The sequence below is a fragment of the Paenibacillus sp. RUD330 genome, from assembly GCF_002243345.2.
Taxonomy (GTDB): Bacteria; Bacillota; Bacilli; order Paenibacillales; family Paenibacillaceae; genus Paenibacillus_O.
On the sequence record NZ_CP022655.2, the window covers coordinates 4,646,120 to 4,666,722 of the forward strand.

Consider the following 20,603-nt stretch of genomic DNA (forward strand, 5'->3'; position numbering starts at 1 on the left):
GTATATTATAACCCCGAGAGAATCATAGTCAACCAATAGATTCAAAAAAAAAGAGGGTGCCCCCTCTTTACTATTTCCTCCGATAGATCTCCGTTTTACTTGTCCTTTGTGAACTACTCAAAAAGTCGTGTTGCGCCACCATCCCCCACCAAATCGCCACAAATCCTTGCGCCACTTGGCTTTAACGCCTCTCACCCTAACTCCCCTGTTTCAACACGAGCAAATAAAGTCGTCCTATAAATCGGAGTAATATCGGGGGCAAATCGGAGAAAAACTGTGATAAAAAAGTAAATAAAGTCGAATTAAGAGCAGGGGGAAAGGCAGGGTAGAGCAGGGATAAAACAGGGATCAGAGGAAAAGAAATCGGAGTAAAAATTGGAGAAGATATTGAGGAAAAGCTTGATAGAACAAGGGATTCGAGGAGTTTGAGTTCTCCCCTTCTCCCTAAACCCGCTTCCCTGATTTACAAAAGAAGCCGAGGAAAACAGGAGTGGATACCTGCGTTTCGCTCGGCTCGTGAGACGACTATTTAGGCTTTGAGATGACTTTTTAGGCTCTGAGATGACTTTTTGAGATATTCACATAGTAGGGATTGGGTTATAAGGGGAGAACAAGGGTTTACTTTACCCTATTCATCATCCCGATGATTTTCGAACGACTGTTTGATTAGGAACATTGTATACTCAACCTCATCAATTGAAGAAACTCCAATCTCTACATCACCATTGCCCCATCGACCAAGTTTGCTCACATCTTTACAGATGCCCTGTGGATCGTTTATCTCGTGGAAAGCCATATTTAAACTTAAACGAAGCTTACTTTTCTGTGGAACAATATCGACGAAATTTGTTGTTGTCTTGAAAGCTATATATAGCTTTTTAAACTCCATCCGAACAGAACTATCCAGATTACAGATTCGCTTTGACAGCTCCTCAAATAACACCATCATTTCACCCTGCAACTCAGGATGATCTGCAATGGTATAAGTGACATTTTCACTTCCAGAACCTTTTTTGCTATATTTCAATAATGCATCATCTGAGATATTCGGGTATTCCCAAACTTTTACTGCCTGATCTGCAAGTGAGTGAGCACGTTTTGTAATTTCATCTTTATTCCAAACACTTAGTTTACCTAGCCCTCTATTCAACCGTAAAGGACTGTCTGCAAAGCCGCCATCCATATCTCGCTTCACAGTGAATGGCTTGTCGCTCAGCTCAGAGTTGTAACGTGTCAGTGTTAAATTTCCAAGCGTATGTAAATATGTATTCTGAACCTCTTCCCAGTCTGTTCCGAGGTCTTGTTTCCATTCAACCGATAAGTTCGGGTTTTGAGGCATGATGTGCTCTATCGTGTAACTCTCGATGTCAACTATCTCTTTGCGATTGAAGTTCTCAAGCTTACGAAGCAAATAATTGCGGGTTCTGAAATTGTACACATCTTTTACGGTTAATTCATTTATGAATTCTTCATTTTTAGGAAACCGTCGATGAGAATCTTTATTCAAGAAGGCTACAATTGTACTTTCCAAGTAATTCGATTTATCGATTTCTTTACTGATCGTTGCAAACGTTTTGTTCAACGAATTAGTTGGAACCCCGCAAATTGCTCTGCGAAATACATATGCTTCAACCAATTTCAGAATCGAAATAAAGTCCTCCTTAGGTAGCCTTTCTTCTGCAAAGTCGTTATAGACCTCAAGTAAGAATGGATAAGATACATCTACTTTTAATGTATTTATTTCCTCTAACACTTGGTTGATTCCCTTATCTTTTTCAGTTTGAAATGCTAGATTTACAAAGTATTTCGAGAATCGATAAATATCCTCTACGATCTCATGAACGGATTGACCATCTTTTTGATATACATAATCCTTGAATACCGAATATACATCTTGTATATTGGGGATTTTCCCTGTTTTCACAGTTAAGTAATCACGCATGAAACGATCAAATATTGCCGAATCATTAAGATTGCCAAAACTACGTTCCATCGGATACCAATATTCGGTGTATAGATCAGTTTGTTCTGTTGGCTCCAGTCTCATTAGAACAAAGTTTCGAATCAAATCAGCTTGCGAAAGGTCAAGTCCTGTCGAGTTCAGACTTTCAAAAATCAACTGAGGATTATCGTGATCACGATCCAACGATATATCCACTACAATCAATTTTGAAATACCCTCATTGAGCTTATTCAAATCAATGCCACTATTCTTAATGGATTCGAGGAAAAAATTGAAGTTCTCCATTACTCTCACTGAATATTCTTCAGGGAGTTTTTTATCTGACACCAAGTTGATCAGCGTGTCCTTATCACTTTTTGTTAAAATGAGCTTGTGATACAAATCTCCCTCTTCTTCATTGTTTACAAGATAGTAGTTCATAATTTTCTTCTTTGTAATATCCCAAGTTTGACCACTTTCCTCAATGGCTTTCCCTAATGCAAGTAGAAATAATGTCAAAGTGGTCATACGTTGTTGTCCATCGATGACAAGTAGCTGAGGGACAGAAGAAATCTGATACAAACCACGCTCAATATAAACTATTGAACCAACAAAGTGACCTTTCACTTTTTCATCTTCCGCCGCTCGTACAATGTCATTCCAAAGTTGGCGACATTGATTAATCGTCCAGCTATATTTACGCTGATAAATCGGAATGATAAATTGCTTCGTTCCTTGTAAAAATTTAAGTAAGTTTGTTTCAACTGCCTTCACTGTGTCATCTCCTCAACAATCGTATACATCAATTTGAGACTTTTCTTCAATTCATCAATACTTATCATCGGGATTCGATGGATCATACGGTGACAGTTAGAACAAAGCATTCCGATCTCCTCTACCTTAGTTGTCTCACCCACCTTCATTTCGGATACTGGTTTCTTATGATGTCCTTCAATAAAACCTCTTCCTCGTTCACCGTATACTTTTTCGAAATTGATTCCACATGCTTCACAGAACAGTTCTCCATGCACCTTCATAAATCTCTTCTTGGCATCTTTGATGAGCTGAGGATCACGTTCTCGAACTTTATGTAATCGAAGAAGTTCCTTCCCTTCCTCATATTGATCTTTTCCATACTCAATATTACTATTAATGTTTGCCGAGAGGTCGCTCATGCTTCCACCTAGTAATCGCTCCAATGAAGCGATTACTAGCGAAAAATCATATTTAGCATTTCGCAATTGCTTAATAGCTCTGGATAAAGACACATCTTTAAAGATCCCCTTGTGCTTATCTCGAAGTCCGATGTAATGCAAAATGCCCATTGCCTGGTATCCACGGCTCTCATCAGAATTTAAACCGATAATATGCTCATCCAGCCATCGATGTGTTTGTGAATGAAATAAGTAATTAAATACTATTAGATCACGAATTGTTTCCGAATAGCCATCATATTCCCTAGATCGTATCTTTGGCTCCAATGGTGGTATCTCATAAGAAGACAAACGAACTTCAAACCCAATCCCTTGCAATACATTATTTGTCTCGTTCCCGCCACTAAAATCAGTTACATCAAGCTCGTGACCATTCGCATAAACATTCGCTCTCGATATAACATACTTTAAAGGATAGAGTTTATTATTATAAAATAAATCATACTTCGTTGATTCCCTTTTTTGCGGCACTCCATGCATGTCAATGTACTCAATAGCTTGAATTACATGCTCTCTATGAATATTTTTAGGTATTGGCACGCCTAGCCCCCTATACACATTTTTAGTTACCATTCAATCCAAAAGCTCGTGTTCCAAGCTTCTGTTTATATTTTTGTTCGTAAGCGACAACCTCTGATTTCGTCAGCGTTTTCGGCAATGTCCGTAGAATAGAATACTGGAACCGTCTGTATCGATCAGGCTCTAATTGTAATAATGACACAAGCTTTGCATTTCCTCCGTGAAACGATGTGGAATAATCCTTCCATCGCCCCAAGATTCCATTCTTTCCTGATGCTGAACCTACGTACTGATTCCCATCCGTGAAATCAGTAATCAAATATACTCCTGCAACAGAAGAGAGCATGCTATGCCATATCCGATTGGAATTAGGATTGTTTATGATGGTATGAAGTTCATTGAAGGTTAACAGCACATCGTCAAATCCTGGAAAATCCTTTACGTACCCTTCAGGAAGAATCTCAACTACCGACTTGGAGTCTTCTTTCATTAACCATTGATACCAACTTCTTGCTCCTGATCCCCATTCAATTACCAGACGATCAATTAAATCGTCCAAGAGACTGATCTTTTTTAGTTGATATTGAATAAGTGGTTGATTCAGTATCTCCATATAAGGATAATAAATAGGCACTTGACTGACCTTACTATCAAAGCTTGATTTTCCATCCACTTTATATGCCCCGATATATATGGCTTTTGTTCCCTCATATCCCAAAAAGGAAAGAATATATTCACAATTGCCAAACACATCGTTGCTTTGAAGACTTTGATAGAAATCGAGCATCTTGAGCTTATATAAGTGCTGGGTATCATAATTCTGGTCTTGATGTCGAACCAACTTAATCTTTTTTGAGAGATCAAATCCCCTCATAGCAATCAATTCGGAAAGATTCATGTATATTACTCCTCTAAAAGTTTCTCTCATCTATTGCATTTACCACATTATAACACTTTGTAAATAACTTTCTGTAGTTCAGCTTATTACGAATATATAAGAAAAGCCGATAACATTCAGGAGTGAATGCCTGAATATTGCTCGACCCTTGATCTGATACTTTACCTCTTTTTTATCATTACCTTTGCTATAATTAAAACACGTCTTATAATTACTGGTAGTAAATGCAAATAATTTCGTAATGGGAGCGGATTCTTATGCACGAGTTTGAGATATTCTTCAAAGATGAAATAAAAAAAATCAGAGAAGATATGATACCTGAATTGACAACATTCCTCACCCCCTATTTCCCTTCTGAAGATGAAGCCCACAATTTTGTAATCGAATGTGAAAGTCATCAGGACCCAACACCAAAGCGTGTATTGCATCAGATATACAGGCATATCAACTTATCTAATGAAATGGCTGAACTTAAAACCGCAACTGTAAAAGACAGTTTTAGAGTGTTCTTCTGGGTTGTGACCATTGAGGCAATTTACAAGGCATCCACACCATATTCAACAAAACCAAAAATTGAAATTGTCCGAGAGTTCTTCTCCAATTATTTAGAAGAAAGAGATCAGGACATCCTGAAAAGAAAAGTTTCCAAAATATCTGAGCCACCTGTGCAAACCACCATTGATATGGTTGCTAATTTGTTAAATACCGTCAGAAATATGGTTGCCCATGAAGGCATCTTTTGGATGTTTACATTCCCAGAAAAATCTGGGGATAGCAACATAGTTACAATTCCAGGTGAGAAAACTTCATACTTATCAACTTACACAATGAGCGATGAAAATCTTGATGCATACACTATTGATATTACACGAATAGAAATGAAAGATATTATTATGAAGGGAGCAATAAAATACCTCAAAATGGTCCTCAAAAAAATCGGAGAAGGTAACGTAGTAAATGAGTGATTGCAATGATTTAATGCATATTTTTAAGCTTATTGAAGCTTATCTTCCAACATCACGAACGTGCCTTCCGATAAACCTTTCATCGCCCTCGTTGACCTAACAATTAACTGATTGTTTAGAGACTCGACCTCAATTTATTAATGGAGACTTATAGAAGAGTCGATGCGATATTGGAAAAGGTGCCCTCCAAAATTCATATTCTTAATAGGAGTTACCGCAGTTTCGTTTGACTGAAACTGCGGACTATTGCTATTTATCACTAGAAAGATACCAGGTCAGCGTTCCCCTTAAATGATCTTTCGAGTTTAATTTAGCTTCAATCATCTTTAGATCTACGTTTTCAGGACGAACCCCTGCCTTACGTAACAAATCCCATTTTGAAAACTTCCTTCCATCCCGCTTCAACTCTTCAATAGCCCATGTAATTCTCCGCCATCGATACTGTTCGTTAGTTTCAACCACAAGCTTTAAATAAGCCTCTGTTAAGGGTAACTTATCAAGATGCTTGTCCACGAGACTTTTATGATCAATCTCATGACCAATTGAACTCTTGCTAATTTGTTTTGGCTTTCCCTCTTTTGCTTGAATAGCAACAACTGCTCTTTTTATTTTCTCCAATAGTTCCTGGTCTCGCTTCTCCCAGTTTACCCTAGGCTTTGGTGTAACTCTCTTGCTCACCTTTGACGGCGATTCCAGTTCAAGCCATTGTCGATCAGAACGATAAAGCCTATTAAATAACGTAGGATTTAATTCCCTCAACTCTGTTCTGGACAAAAAGGGATATTTTTTTTGCATAGCCACCCATTCCACTCGATCCTCATTTCTTTGTATCTCCCCTACCAACTGCAATTCCACCTCTTCCCGCCCATCTGCTTTATCTAAGTATTTTTTAATCGTCTGTACACTTACACCAAGCCTTCTTCCAATCGCTTTCACACTCATTCCCGAATCGACTAACCGTTTACATTCCTCTACCCAAGTCAATCCGAATTGCTTGACCCTTATTTTCTTCACATCTTCACCAGCCCGAAGGGTATAGACAAATCCACACGAGCAATGATATGTGCCAATAGCTATTCTGTCCTTCACTGTCAAAGCAACTTCATTAATGACATATCTTTCATAATGATCAGCGGCGGGATTCAAACATTGCCACGGTCCATTACCAAAAGGCTTGTAGAAATCATTATATAGAAACATATCATCTGGAGTAGAATTTAGAAATTGCAAGAATAATAGATGACGTAAAGGATGGAATGTCCTCTGGTGCTTCCTGGTTAACTGCTTTAGCCAATTGTTTTTTGTATGAATCCCTGACTGCAACCGCTCAAGAAACTCCTCACCAAAATAAGAAATAAAGTCCACATAAAGCCGATCTTGATCAACTTTATGCCCTAGAACACTCGAATACCCTAGTTCTTTTAGCTTATTCCAGTAAAACTGTTCGAACCAATCGAACGCTCGATTTGGATACCTGTTGCGTAGAAGCATCTTTGCACTGTCGCTAAGCAGTTGGTATTTCACAATGTCGCTCGATTGTGTTTCCTTGGCAACACAATTAAGAGGACTATTCCATTCGTCCGCCGCTATAAACTTATATTTGTTTTCTCCGTGTATATGGATTTCACTATCTAAAAGATGAATCCCATGCTCAACACATACGTCTAATCCAGGGATTTGATGCATTCTGTGCCAATAACTTTCGCCATAGATCTCGATGTCACGGGACAGGCACTCCTTACAATATCGAATCAATTTATTCCGCCGTACTGAACTCCCCATAATACCAAGCCGAGAGTAAATTTCGTTTCCGATCCCCTCAACCATAGATCTAAATACTGCATCTGCTTGACCAGCAGGCAAGAATGCCGAATAAAATGGGAACAAGGTATGTTCCATAATCAATTGTTCTACTGTTATTTGAGAGGTAATCGGCAGTCTCTCTACCAGCCCTCCGATTTTTGAGGGGAGATCAACGGAAGCGGAAATATGCTTGTCTCCAAATATGTGTTGCAACATGTTTCGGTGATTCGGTTCACCTGACCACTTTTTATATCTACCGATAATCGAATAAACCAACTCATCTGGATATGGGGTAGGAAAAAACACAAGCATTCTTCTTCACCCCACGTTACCAAAATCATTTCGGATCATACCTGCTTGCTTCAAAGCCTCATATACTGATATATTCATTTCCTTTCCTTCAGCTACTATCACTCTTAAATCCCCTTCATTGTTTATTCTCAGTCTCTTTTTCACAGATTCTTTTTCATTAGGATCACTCAAAGAAAGCTGATACGCCACTTGAACAAGCTCATTCAAATCTGAAATGCTTGGTTGATTAGCCATGGCTTCATACACTAAGCCGCCAGCAAGCTTCTCTGTTAATCCTAATAGTTGAAGCCGAACTATCGCTTCCTCTTTTAAATACTTTATTTGCTGTCCTCTTGATTCCGAACGTTTTTGCGCTTCTTGAATATAGGATTTAACTTGAATTTGCGACTGTTCCTTATGAATAAACTCCATCATGTCAGGCATCATAATATCTTGATAGACTAGCGATTTCCTTCCGCTTTTTAGTGCATCTATCATTGGACGAATGAGTTTCAATTGATCTTTTGCCACTTTCCGAATGAGCGATCCCGTAATGGTTTCATTGCCCGATGAAATAGCTCTTGCCTGTGTCATCATAAACAGTTTCACAGCTATATCTGGAATGCCTTGCGTTTCTTCATAAAAGATAGAGGAAATCTCATCGGTCAACTCAACCGAATTACGAACCCACTGATACTTCCATAATCCATGGATGAATAATTCCCATGTTGCGTCCTTTTTCAACCGATCCCAAAAGAAGTTACCATGTCCATTTAAGCCCCGACGAGCTTGACGGAATTCGCTTTGGAGTACATTTAATGACTTCGGGGTTCCGACCAAAATAATCGGGATATTTGCCGTATTGATTAGTGTTGTGAAAAAGTTGAGAACTGCGGATCCACCACCACTTCTTGCCATACTCAAATGCTGGACTTCATCGATACATAATAATCCCAATCCTAAATTCAGAAGTAGCTTAGAAATTATAGGGATCATGACATTGGTAGATTTCCGTCCGTTTCCATGCTTCTCCATATAATTTGTGCCAAGTAATGCATCAATCGTCATAAAAAATTGTAAACAAAGAGCTTTCAAACTGCCGTCGTATGGGGCTTCAATTCGCAGATGTGAAACCTGGTATCTGGGAAAGTCCTTTCCTCTGTACTTCGAGTGAACAATCACTTGAGGTGTCAAAGAAAGAATTTTAGCAAGTGAGCTGGTCTTTCCTGAACCACTGATTCCCACCAACGTAAGCGATTTAGCACTTGAACTTTGATAGGTCAGACTCCCACTTGCTCCATCCTCTGATGTTAGCCTTCTAATATAGCTTGAAGAAAAAGGATTACGATCCAAGTAACCATTGCGAAGCATGGTAGAAATCGTACTTTCGAGCCTAAGATGTTCCTCAAGGGGTTGGAAGAACTGATTCAATCGTTGCAATAAATGTACCCGCATATATGACTCCAGCAGTCTTTCATTAGGATCAAACGGAGGATAATACGCTAACTGTTCAATCACTTGCTGTGGCGACATGACATCAGGAAGGCATTCAATATAAGGATTTCCCGCATAATCCTTAATGATCTGCTCCCTATATTCAGCTACAACCGCTTCTGTTCCATTTGGTAATTTAACGATCTCCATACAAACCCTCCTGTTGCAATTGTTTCAGCAAGTCATAATGATTCGGAAGTTCATTATCTTTATCTATCTGATCCATATCAGCGGCGGAGGGTTTCGGTTGTTTCACGGCTTTTAAAACGAATTGCTCTTGACCTCGATTCCTCCCTTTCTCTAATTTCCTATTCTCACGAATGTCCCTTAACCTTTTCGCATTAGATTGTGGTACTTTTTCAGCTTTTGTTTTTTGGACTGCTTCCTTAACAATCGTTTCAATTTCAGCTGCCAATGAAATCTTTCGTCCTAACTCCTGTTCCTGTAAGCCCGTTCTTTCTTGCTTTTCCATTGATAATAGAGAGTGAACATCTTCTATTGATTTATCTTTATATCTAGCTTGAGAGTCAAGCAAATAGCAGACATCATACTCATTACGACTTAGTCTTAGATATACCTGGTTAACGCAACGAGGATCATAGTTAACATCTACTTGAAATCGTCCACTTGTCCTTGCACGAATGAACCAGTGTTCACGCAAAGCCGTATCACAACTGTATAGCATGCCATTGACTTTGATTCCCTTTGCAGTGACCACCGCAGACTTCACAGAAGGAAGCAGATTAAATTTGAGAACATCCTGTGAAACTCTACGGAGTTTTCCCGACTTGTTTTGTATGCCATAGTTCCACAAGTGAATCGGAATCGCTCTTACATTCTCAGCTATTTGATTTTCATCACGCTCATAATCCGCTAAGAGATGATGATTGTTATAATGAAGGACAACTTTTATCAGAATCTTTGTCACTTCCGATAAGGTTAGAGAGGCGTTTAAACGATTGTCCTTTACCCCTCGATCATTTGCATCCTTATAAACTGCACCTGGCATAAACGGCTTGATATGCGTCTGAAGCAATCCGAAATAACGTTCGACTTGCGGCTTCCAGTCGGGACGAAATGGGGGCGTATTCTTCACAGCAATTTGGAGATATTCGATCATCGAAAGCGTTTTGTTTGAAATTAACTCCCCCCGATCTGCAAGGATCGACTCTGGCAGATAACCCGATACTGGCCACTCTTCGTCTTTGATCTCTATTCCATATTGCCTACAGAAGTCCACCTTGGATTCGGATGCGTTTAATAAGGCTAACATCGCTCCACCTGCCCAACTCGGTGAATCAAGACCTACATGGAGACCGACAATCAAATGACTATAGCCATCAACCACGAAATATAGAATAGGGCGACCTATAATTTTCGTTCGGTCAAACGCAGATACGATTGTCACATCGGCAATTGTGCTATCTATTTGATAAACGGAACCTGGAGCGTATGCATCTTGCTGGCTCGATCCCAAAACTGAACGATTTTGCTGTTGAAACTTCCTGAACCCCTCTCGACTAAGTACCTCTCGTTTCGGATCTCTCCATTTGTTAAACCAATATCGAAACTGACCAAAACTAGGTATCGGTGAACCTTCCTTTACAACTGGTAGGATAATGCCGCTACTTACCTCCTGTTCTGATGAAAAATACTCTTTAATCATTTGCTCATAAGCCCATCTCAATGATGGTTGCTTTGGTTTTGCCGTGTAATAGTATTTATCCAGTGATATTCGAAACAATCGCTTCAGTTCCTCGCTGATAGCCATATCCGAATAGAGGGAAGCATATTTACGGGGACGACCTAACTTTTTATCCTTTCGAGACGTGCGCTCTTTTCCCGCTCCGCCGCAAGAATCGAAATCTGATAATAGCGAATGCTTTGTTTTACCTCGTTTCCAGTATCGCTTTAAATATTTGACTACAGTAGTTTTATTTACGCCAATAGATTCAGAAGCCTTTACGATCAATTTTGACCGTTCTTTTGGCAGGAAAATATTTGGCTCAAATTCCTTAGACGCAATCATTTGGATGATTTCATTCGCTTGATTCCAGCGTTTTTCTTCCTTTTTAGACATCGTTTCGAGATCAACAATTACGAACCACGGATCTGTTTCTTCTATTATATATATACCTTCTTTTATACCCTCTTCAATGTCCACAATCTGTTTGGCATACGGAAGAAAGTCATTGTGAACGTCTATTACAAAACATGAAGAACGATCTGGAGAAATCCAAAGCACCCTTTCAATTCGAGAAGAATCATCCGCATACCGATACAACGTATTAACTGTTACTAGCATCTTTCGTTTCCCCTCCCCGATCTATAATCTGAACTTCTAGTTCTTCAGGAGAAAATTTAAGATTGATCTCCTTATTCATGTTGATATTTATCCGACGACTGGCAATTAAATAGCGAAATACAAGAAGACCTGTTCCTACCTCTACCTTCATTTCACGATCAAACGAATGAAGGATAGATTGTATTTGTTCATCGGTATTAGTAATAAGTTGCGACATCCACTCTGCATATTGGCTCATTTCCCGCTCTGAAACACCAAAATATTGAATATTCAATGCTGGCAATACCCATTCGATATTTTTGCTTTTTTGAATAGGGATTTCATGAGGTGTAACAATACCGAAATTAATCTTTCGAGAGTTCCAGTAAACTCTTTGTAATTCCAGTCGTTCGATGGTTGCCTTCTTTTCAAGCTCCGCCGCATCTTTTAACGTTCGGGCAAACTGATATTCTTGCCCCTGCTCATTGATCGCTGTCACTAGAAATGTCGTCAGCATGATGTGCGGTACATTTGTCTTGCTGTTCTTCAATCGCTTTAATAACGACTCATCTAGTTGATCCACTATGAGTTCCATCTCCAATAATGGAAATTGCTCGTTGATGTCCGTTATTGATTCATTCCATTCAAGCAGATAGAAATATCTGAGCTGGGTATCCGTAAGCAAATGGACGATACGATTAGCTTTATGTGAAAAGATGCGAGTGGATCTTCCTCTGCTTGGAATATCAGATACAGTGAGCCATGGATGATATTGTTCGTGTTTACCTTGCCCTCTCTTTTCAGAGAGAAACCTTTTGAATTTGGCTTCAGTCCAAGTTGAATTTGTTGCCATTTATCTGTCCCTCCTTTGCCTAATAAAAAGGAAAAGCTTTGGATTGTTTTGTAGGCACTTTGTTCCGTTTATTTACGGTACTGCGCTACTCATCCAAGGCTTTATTAATTAAGATGACACTTTTTAGATTTCTGTCCCCAAAGAAGATTCGAATCCGTTATATCACAACGTCTTCAATCATCTTCCCCTCGATACCGTATATAGAGATCACGAAGTTCCAAAAGATCGTAAAGGCTCATAGCCCTCAATTCCTCGTTACTTTTTCGAATATAACCCTCATCGATCATCCCGTATTTTAGAAGCTCCTGTGAAACTAACTCTCTCCATGTTTCATACATCAAAATCTGAGCACTAGCGAGATCCCGAATATTTACATCTTCTACGGGGATTTCGATGCTGTCTCGTCCCCGCATATCTTGAATTAAGTGATAAACTATCGAAAATGTAATGTCTCGATCCATGCATTCATCTTCCTTCTATTATATTTGCAATCCATCTACCGCTTTTTGTTTATCTTCAGCATTGCTACCTACATAATAACGGTAAACAATGTCAATAGAGCTATGACCTGAGAGTAAGGCGACTGTCTTAGGATCAACGCCGCTTTTGATTAGTTGCGTACAGAATGTGTGTCTAGCGGCGTGGGGGTTAACTTTTTGTTCCAACTGAGCCTTTGAGGAGTATTTATCCAAAATTTTGTTTATTGCCAATCTACTCAAGGGTCCTCGTTGACCGATTAACAATCTATTCGATGGATCATAAGGTCTGACTTCCAAATATTCTTTTATGGCAGTCACAGTTGCGGCATTTAAGTTTACCTTCCTGGACTTGTTACCTTTTCCACTTCGAATAAGCACATGACTGTAATTGTTCCTACCATTGCGTTCTGTCAAGGAGAGATCCTCCAAATCAATCCCCACCATCTCTGAACATCTTATTCCAGTCCCAAACAACAAATAATAAATAGCAATATCACGCTTGTTATTTTCCGCTTCGACGGTTCGTTTTAATCGATACAATTCTTGTTTCTCCACTACTTTTACTTCGTGATCAAAATCTAACGTATGTTTTAACAACACCTTTTTTAGCTCGATCTCCTCTTTACAAATTCCCGCCCTTACCAAAAATCTCTGATACAACACTACGCTCTTCAGCTTCCGATTGATACTGGTTGGCCTGAGTTTCTTTTGCAAATTCAAATATTGGCGATATTCTCGAACGTCGGTTTCGGTTATCGTATCGCATTCATAACCCAGTGTTCCTCGAAGCCAATCATGGAATTGACTGATGTCGGTACGATAAGCCTCAATCGTAAGAAGACTTCTACCTTCTCTCCCCAGCTCTTTAATGAATATGGCTAACATGATTCCCCTCCTTCAATTTTGTGATTTGATAGTTTTACCTATCGAAATGAGGTAGGTTTCTGTTAAACTATCAGATTGATTAACATTCCAATAGTTAGTCAATATTAGTTGTTTACTTAAATCCCCATTGAAAAATTCACTAGCACCTTGCACCTCACATCTAACAAAATCTTTCTCCTCCATCCATCCTTTGATATAACCATTTTGGAAATGGATAACAAAGTTATATCGATCGATGAATTCTACAGTGGCTTGATTCGTAAGTGCACCATAATAAAAACCAGGAAACTTTCCGAATTTGTTATCAATAAATTCAACAGAAGTTAATGGTAAAAAAGATAAGAAAGGGAAGTAAGAATTTGAACCTAGTAATTTCTTTACAAAATTACGAAATACTTTTACTTCGAATTCGAAAGCCAACATAATAACAGCATTTTGCTTGAAATCATCTTCTGGATCATACTTAAATACCATGCAACGATATTGCTCTTCCATCTACATCACCCTTTCATTTTTGGCAACAAAAAAAAGTGCTTGACTATATGCAATGAACTTCCTTTTTTTTAAGAAAGTATTCGCAATATAGACAAAGCACTTTATGGATTTGTTAACTATAATCTGATTATAGTTACAAATAACTCTATTGACAAGTAAAAATGCTGTACACATATTCTGTTATCATAATTGTCAGTTCTGTAGAGAGTTTTCTTTTTTTCGATTGCGACAAGCCGCATTCCTGCATCAACACTTCGAAAACTAGATTAAAAAAACTTGGTACATAACTTTTTTAGCCCTTTTTGCTTCGAACTTTACTTCTCGAACATGAGTTTCCCGCACAAGTCCCTTCGTCAATTGCCTGTTAGGCATAAAAAATAGCACCCTGCCTACCAGTCAACGGATTCCGTTTTTTTAAACTGATAAGCAGAGTGCTATTAAGTTAATGACTATTTGAGTCAGAGTATACCACATTCAGCATAACTAGTGAAACGTGAGTTTCACACTATGCCGACTTTTTCTCAGCAATTTCCCCCTTTATCTTTTTCATCAGCGCAATCAGCATCTTGCGAAGTTCAACCGCCTCGTTATCTAATCGTTCAAATGTCTGTTTACAGATGATCCCAGCATTATAAGCTAATTCACACCACACCTGGCTCTCTGCGGCTGAACCGAGTGCATTGTTGATAAAGTTGATTTCCTTTTTAAAATATAACTGGCCGTTTCCTTCCGCTAAATTTGCTATTACCGATGTCGATGATCTCAGTAATTGATCCCCGATTACCTGTTTGTCCTCCCACTTCCATTTCTTAACGATCTCTCTAATCTCTCCGATCCATACCACACCTTTTTGATATACGGTCAATCTTCTGAAATCACGGATTTGCGGCTCCCTCATCGCTATCATTTATTAATCCACTCCTTATATTTTTCTGATCACTTGTTTTTTTGAATACCTTCACTCTCTATCTCTTACACTTTAATCATACTTTATTTTGCAACCCCTCAGTCGCTATTTTACGTCGAATGTGGTTCGAGAATTATCTATCTTCGTGAGTTATACTTCAGTGACTAAATACAATCTCTCCTCATCAAAAATGTAATTTATTGGTTGCATATATTAAATATCTTTAATTTGCAGAAAAACCACTCGGATTTACTGCAAATCCGCAATTTCATAGTGGTAGTGTCTCCAGCAACTTATATAAGAGCATTATATTCACTAAACGCCTACGCTTAGGTATTTTCGTAAACTCATCAAGTTATACCGAACGTTGATCTTTCTGTTTAATTCACTGTTTCAATCTATGAACACAGCACAGCATAACATTCACTAATGGCCTGCGCTTGGGTATTTCCGCAAACTCGGCAAGTTATACTGCCTTTCGCAATTTCTTTTTCGATATACTGTTGTTGCTGGGGAATATGAAAAAAAATTCACTAAACGCATTCGCAAACTTGATTAGGGCGTGTCTGAAAACTCGTAACTGAGTCAGCCTAGAGATGGCGGCTACGTATATAAATGCTAGGAATGACTTGCCATATACTCGATACTACCAAACAGGTAAGCAATCGTGAATGAGCTACGCAAAACACTTCTCTATGCCGATAATAGGCTTAGGGGGAGTAATATATGCGAAATAATCACTGGTCAGTAAACTGTGCAATTATTTATTTAATTCTTATTTTCATCATTAATATTGGTTTTTCAACTTGGTCAACTATTGAACACAGCCGACTAACACACGATTTTAATAACTCAGGCCAAGCAGCAACCATTTCTCAAGGATTTGAGAGACTAATTGAATCTTTACAAAGCATACCTGAAAGTAATAACTCAAATGAAATACAAATAAAAGCAGAGCAATTAGCTAGTACGGCTAGGTCCGCTCTTATCCACCTCTTACTAAGCAGCTTTGCAAGTATTTTCACAACCATTGCATTAATGTTTCCAAAAATCGCAATGGAGATAATCGAAAAGTTTATTGAAATCCCCGATATTGACTATGATTCAATTGGAAAATTTCAATTAGTTATGGTTCTAGCTAATATCAGCATTTTTTTATGGGATATTTATGGAGTATTTGATACATTCAAATATATTTAGCCCACTTGCGACAAGTATTACGGTATAAGATAATGGCTCTTACTAGGACGTGTTTGAAAACTCACAGTTTCAATTAAAAATGGCAGCTACAACAATCTGTAGTTTTCAGACACGTCCTAGTTATACCGTATTATCGCAATTTGTCATTCGGTGTACTGCTAAAGTAAACTCATGCCTTCAATGCGTTATTCAAGTTAGAAAGTGCGAATTAAAAAAGCGAAGTGCCACTACTCCGCTTCAGAATGGTATATCATCAAATTTTTCAATGTATGGATTATCATCATCATTCAGTCGAACACCTACTGTATCAGACTTATTCTTTGGAACATGGTAATCCGACAGAAAAACTCTATCTGCAATCTCTTTACCAAATACCTTTTCTACTTTTTCCCTTTTAATTTGGCTTTCCCACATTCCAGACTCATGAACCTTTGTTGCTATATCTTCAGCCGAATCTAATGTTTGTTTTGTATATTTCGGTACTTGATAGAAAGTGATACGTTTCCCACCTTTATACCCCTTATTAATCCGTCGTTCTAAAATTCGATTTGATATTTCAAGCAAATGACTCGGAAGTTGATTATGCGGTATTTTCTCAATCATGCCAAGTAGAGTTAACAAATTGACCGACCTTGTAACCGTTGATTGGCTTTTTCCCAATTTTTCTTTTATTCGATTAGTCGATGTAAAAAACACATGCTCCTCTCTATAGCTAAAAGATCGGAAAATCCCCTCTTCCTCATGTGTATTGAAATACTCTAAGTAAGTCAGGTATTTTTGAACCAATTTATAGAGGCTGGGAAACTCTCGTTCAAACTTTTGATTATTGTCTCGTAGTGCCTGCAAGTTATTTTGGTACTTTTCCCACTGATTTATCTTCCACTCATCCCTAAGACCCTCCAGATCCAACAATCTCGCCAATTCTTCTTGTGCATGACGAAAGCCCGCTTTTTCCCCGATATTTACACCATCGATGATTTCGATTAGATCAAAAATACTTAAACCTATTGTGTTACCTCCATCTCGCTTTGAGTAATAACGGTATACATCCTTCTCGTGCTTTGAGATCCAGGCAAAATTGTTTTGCACTAATTGGCATGGAAAATAGGTATTCTCTTGAATACATTTCAAATTTTCAAAAACGATCTCGAACATATTCACTCGATTTGCAAGATCAACAAGCTTTTGCGTTGTTCCTATGAGCTTATATAACTGTAAACGATGCTGTGTTTTAACGAACTGATTCAATCTCCCAGTATCAATTGCATGTTCTCGAAGAACTATTTTGTCACGACCTTTGACTTTAACATACCCCTCCTCCATCCTTCTTTCCCCTATTTTTTTGATATGGAATGCCGCTTTAGATAGTTGCCTGCCCATCAACCCTTCTTGTCTTTTCTCGTCTACCATTTTACGTACTCGATTTATTACAACAGCTTTTTGCCGTCTCGTTACTGTGTTAAATATGCGATCAATATCAGTCACTCTCAGTATTCCCTCCTCGGACTATCTCTATATACAAAGATACTGGTTTTTGAAGTCACGATAAAGAAGTTATGTGTCGAGTTAGGTCGGACGTATTTGGGGTTGACTATTAGAAGAAAGAGTGAAGAGCCATTAATAGTAGAACTATCTCCTATTTAGTCCGCCCTTTTCGCACCTCCGTGCTTATCAAACACTATTCGACCAAATTAGTACGACTATTTCCGATTAAATCTCATTTTTTTGAATATGATAGAGAATCAAAAATAACAAGGAGGTAGATTTCAAATGAATCAAAAATTTATAGTAGGAGTGGATTCGGGGAAATATTCAACAAAGGCGTTAATGGCAGAGGGGGACACGCTCCACCGAGTAAAGTTTCGAACTAAAGCGTGGGAAACTGACGTTAGTTTAGGAAAGGAAGTATTGGCAAGCGGAAATACGTTCCGAGTAGAGTATGATGGTAAAACTTATCTGTTAGGCGATGCGGTTTCCGAGGAAAAGTCATCATACCAGCTCAGCAAAAATTCGATTGAGCACATCCTTAGCATATATGTTGCCATTTGCCAATGTTTGAGCAAGTCAAAGCAATCTATTGGCTTCGCCGCTGTGCATTTAGCCTGTAACATTCCGATTAATTTATATAAATCAGAGGAACAGAAGAATGCCTATGCAGAGACAATTCAAAATAGTGGTGAGCCGATTTGCTTAACGGTCAATGGAAAAGCCTATGCATTCCGTATAAAGCAAATTGTGCTTCTTCCAGAATCTCTCGGCCCCATTTATGAAAACACAGCCGAATATCGATCCAAACGTGCAACAATCCTCGATATTGGTGGCTTAAATGCAAGTGTCATGCAAGTAAATCAACTCATTCCTTCATTTGATCAAATGGTTAGTGCTAATTATGGGATGAATATACTAAGAGGTAAGATAGCTGATCATTTCTCAAGTAAGTATGGGATTGCCATAACAGAAAATGATGCCGAACAAATCATGCGAGATAAATTCCTGATTTTAAATGGTACAAAGCAGGAAGATAGTTATGAACTCATTAATCACATGTTCTCTGACCATATACAGGAAATTACCAACTTTGCATTGAGTCGTGGGGTCACGAATACGAATAGTGAATTAGTATTCTGTGGTGGTGGCAGTTTACTCCTGAGAGAGCATATTCTTCGGCAATTTCCATCCGCAACTATATGTGATGATCCGCAGTTCGGCAACGTCAGAAGCTACTTGAAGGTAGGCGAAGCGAAATGGCTGAGCACAAATTCTCAATAAGTTTCAGGAGGCAATATATACACATCTACAAACACCTTCTGCTTCAACCGAACCGTAGTGATTATGTATGTCGGCTGATAGAGGCTGATATGAACAAGAAGGGGCAATTTTCAGAGGATGAGATAAGACGGGTAGTGGTGGGGATACTTGGGGAGCAGATCAGTAGGCATTGGGGGCTGAGGGAAGAGAAGAAAAGTACGCTTTCAAATGAGGATGTTAATCTGATCAATCAGTTGTTCTGACATTGAGCCTCGTAAGATGCAAATGTAAATAGAAGCCACTGTAGTTGTCAGTGGCTTTTTGAATTCTTTCATACAGGGTTCTACGAAACTTGTTCCTTATGAAAGACTGTAAGAATATCCCTTGGCACACGAATTGTATTATCGTTGCCATCCAGCTTATCAGCACGGCCAGTTCCATATGCACCTAAACCATGTTTGCCTTTTTCTGCTCGAATCGTTATCCGATAGGTATCTCTTGTATAATCGTAATCAAGACAATCTCTTACATCGGAAAGTGAAAGCAAAGCGACCTCACTTCCCTTAAACTCTTTCTTCCCGCAGATTAAAGCGAAGTAATATTTCTTGTTATTCTCAGTAAAATTCCGAATCATCTCGATTTCATCCTGCACAAAAACAAACTGCCATAATTGGACATCCTTCTTCTGCCTGGCTAATGGTTCGGAAGCATACTTTGAATAAATCATAAAGTCGCCAGTGTTCGCAGTAATATTATATAGCCTACGGTTTTCCGCTTGCTCAATGATAGCTGGAGCAAATCCACTATTTATCAGCCCCGATAATAATGCTCCATAATAAAAATCCGCCTTACTTAAAACTCCCATCCCCATTTACCTCCCCTTTCAAAGTTTTCCTTTACAGTTCTCTAACTATTTCTTCATCCAGCATCGCCTTCCGTTTTCCCCAATCAGGCATCAACGAAAAAAGCATATTATAGAAGCTATCCTTATGATCATTATATTGAAAATGAATTAACTCATGTAAAACAACATAATCAATACAATGTTTCGGTGCTTTGATCAACTCAGAGTTAAGCAGAATCGTATTCGAATCGATAAGAGCCGAACCCCATCGAGCCTTCATTACACGTTGTTCAATCTTTGGTCTTTGTATTCCATACTTTTGCACCAATAGGTACTGTTTTTCTAATGATTCTTCAAATATCCTTGTTGCCTTCTCATGATACCAATCATCCATCAACTTAACCTTTCGAGCACGATTACTCGGATCTTTAACCATCAAGATAATGAAACCCCTATAATACTTAACTCGTTCTTCTTCGGATGTTACCTCGACTCGTAATCGGTATTGCTTGCCTAAGTATTTGTACGATTCGCCGCTGACATATTCCCGTTCACTTTGTTTATATGGCTGGACCTGTTCGAAGGTCTTCACATTTTTGACGATCCAGCCGCCTTTACTCTTGACGAAATCGTAAATAAAACTGAGCGGTACTTTCTCCGAAGCAGATACCATAATCGTCATGTCAGGTTTAATGTTTAGGTTCACATTCTTTACATCTTTACGTTCAATGAAAAATTCGATTATTCGATTGGCATACTCAATCTGATGCTTATCCATGCTG

Annotated in this window: 17 protein-coding genes; 3 read left to right on the forward strand and 14 right to left on the reverse strand. The window is 38.6% G+C overall.

Translation table 11 applies throughout. The features are described 5' to 3' along the window. Positions 1-628 precede the first annotated feature (628 nt). Genes CIC07_RS21315 through CIC07_RS21325 form a run of 3 tightly spaced genes read right to left on the reverse strand, consistent with a single transcriptional unit; the run spans position 629 to position 4,573 of the window. Entirely contained in the window at positions 629-2,716 is a 2,088-nt protein-coding gene (locus CIC07_RS21315) for a DUF262 and DUF1524 domain-containing protein (RefSeq protein WP_094248218.1), read from the reverse strand. Beyond that, positions 2,713-3,696, reverse strand: a complete 984-nt coding sequence (locus CIC07_RS25540) for an HNH endonuclease (RefSeq protein WP_240923491.1) — start codon at positions 3,694-3,696, stop codon at positions 2,713-2,715. Before CIC07_RS25540 ends, CIC07_RS21315 begins: the two co-directional genes overlap by 4 nt. 22 nt (positions 3,697-3,718) lie before the next feature. Beyond that, positions 3,719-4,573: a GIY-YIG nuclease family protein gene (locus tag CIC07_RS21325; protein ID WP_094248219.1), complete on the reverse strand. Its 855-nt coding sequence runs from the start codon at positions 4,571-4,573 to the stop codon at positions 3,719-3,721. 257 nt (positions 4,574-4,830) lie between these two features. On the opposite strand from CIC07_RS21325, the gene CIC07_RS21330 reads away from it, so the two are divergent. Continuing rightward, the gene (locus tag CIC07_RS21330) at positions 4,831-5,538 is read left to right on the forward strand and encodes a hypothetical protein (protein ID WP_094248220.1); all 708 of its coding nucleotides are present in this window, start codon (positions 4,831-4,833) and stop codon (positions 5,536-5,538) included. A 249-nt stretch (positions 5,539-5,787) separates the two neighbouring features. Here the strand turns inward: CIC07_RS21330 and CIC07_RS21335 are convergent, their stop codons facing one another. The 8 genes from CIC07_RS21335 to CIC07_RS21370 all read right to left on the reverse strand — a co-directional run bounded on the left by CIC07_RS21335 (position 5,788) and on the right by CIC07_RS21370 (position 15,029). Then, entirely contained in the window at positions 5,788-7,653 is a 1,866-nt protein-coding gene (locus tag CIC07_RS21335) for a TnsD family Tn7-like transposition protein (protein WP_094248221.1), read from the reverse strand. Between the two features lie 6 nt (positions 7,654-7,659). Beyond that, positions 7,660-9,276 (reverse strand): ATP-binding protein, encoded by a 1,617-nt coding sequence (locus tag CIC07_RS21340; protein WP_094248222.1) that lies wholly within the window; start codon positions 9,274-9,276, stop codon positions 7,660-7,662. Next, positions 9,263-11,431 (reverse strand): TnsB C-terminal domain-containing protein, encoded by a 2,169-nt coding sequence (locus CIC07_RS21345; RefSeq protein ID WP_094248223.1) that lies wholly within the window; start codon positions 11,429-11,431, stop codon positions 9,263-9,265. The genes CIC07_RS21340 and CIC07_RS21345 overlap by 14 nt, the downstream gene beginning before the upstream one ends. After that, a complete protein-coding gene (locus tag CIC07_RS21350; protein WP_094248224.1) occupies positions 11,415-12,263 on the reverse strand; it encodes a TnsA endonuclease C-terminal domain-containing protein in 849 nt (282 codons plus the stop codon). The genes CIC07_RS21345 and CIC07_RS21350 overlap by 17 nt, the downstream gene beginning before the upstream one ends. Before the next feature lie 173 nt (positions 12,264-12,436). Then, positions 12,437-12,724 (reverse strand): hypothetical protein, encoded by a 288-nt coding sequence (locus CIC07_RS21355; protein WP_094248225.1) that lies wholly within the window; start codon positions 12,722-12,724, stop codon positions 12,437-12,439. A gap of 18 nt (positions 12,725-12,742) precedes the next feature. Further along, positions 12,743-13,627, reverse strand: coding sequence for a tyrosine-type recombinase/integrase (locus CIC07_RS21360; protein WP_094248226.1), 885 nt, complete (start codon positions 13,625-13,627; stop codon positions 12,743-12,745). A 12-nt stretch (positions 13,628-13,639) separates the two neighbouring features. Beyond that, a complete protein-coding gene (locus CIC07_RS21365) occupies positions 13,640-14,122 on the reverse strand; it encodes a hypothetical protein (RefSeq protein WP_094248227.1) in 483 nt (160 codons plus the stop codon). A gap of 505 nt (positions 14,123-14,627) precedes the next feature. Next, positions 14,628-15,029, reverse strand: a complete 402-nt coding sequence (locus tag CIC07_RS21370) for a four helix bundle protein (RefSeq protein WP_094248228.1) — start codon at positions 15,027-15,029, stop codon at positions 14,628-14,630. 726 nt (positions 15,030-15,755) lie between these two features. Between CIC07_RS21370 and CIC07_RS21375 the strand changes: the two genes are divergently transcribed. After that, a complete protein-coding gene (locus tag CIC07_RS21375; RefSeq protein ID WP_157741956.1) occupies positions 15,756-16,229 on the forward strand; it encodes a hypothetical protein in 474 nt (157 codons plus the stop codon). Positions 16,230-16,466: 237 nt separating this feature from the next. On the opposite strand, the gene CIC07_RS21380 is transcribed toward CIC07_RS21375, so the two are convergent. Beyond that, the gene (locus CIC07_RS21380) at positions 16,467-17,714 is read right to left on the reverse strand and encodes a hypothetical protein (protein ID WP_094248229.1); all 1,248 of its coding nucleotides are present in this window, start codon (positions 17,712-17,714) and stop codon (positions 16,467-16,469) included. A 285-nt stretch (positions 17,715-17,999) separates the two neighbouring features. Between CIC07_RS21380 and CIC07_RS21385 the strand changes: the two genes are divergently transcribed. Continuing rightward, complete coding sequence (locus CIC07_RS21385; RefSeq protein WP_094248230.1) at positions 18,000-18,998, forward strand: ParM/StbA family protein; 999 nt, start codon at positions 18,000-18,002, stop codon at positions 18,996-18,998. 322 nt (positions 18,999-19,320) lie between these two features. Here CIC07_RS21385 and CIC07_RS21390 read toward each other — a convergent pair whose 3' ends face one another. Together CIC07_RS21390 and CIC07_RS21395 are read right to left on the reverse strand one after the other, a co-directional pair. Further along, entirely contained in the window at positions 19,321-19,842 is a 522-nt protein-coding gene (locus tag CIC07_RS21390; RefSeq protein WP_094248419.1) for a hypothetical protein, read from the reverse strand. Positions 19,843-19,873: 31 nt separating this feature from the next. Beyond that, on the reverse strand, positions 19,874-20,599 hold the full coding sequence (locus CIC07_RS21395; RefSeq protein ID WP_094248232.1) for a M48 family metallopeptidase: 726 nt from the start codon (positions 20,597-20,599) through the stop codon (positions 19,874-19,876). Positions 20,600-20,603 lie beyond the last annotated feature (4 nt).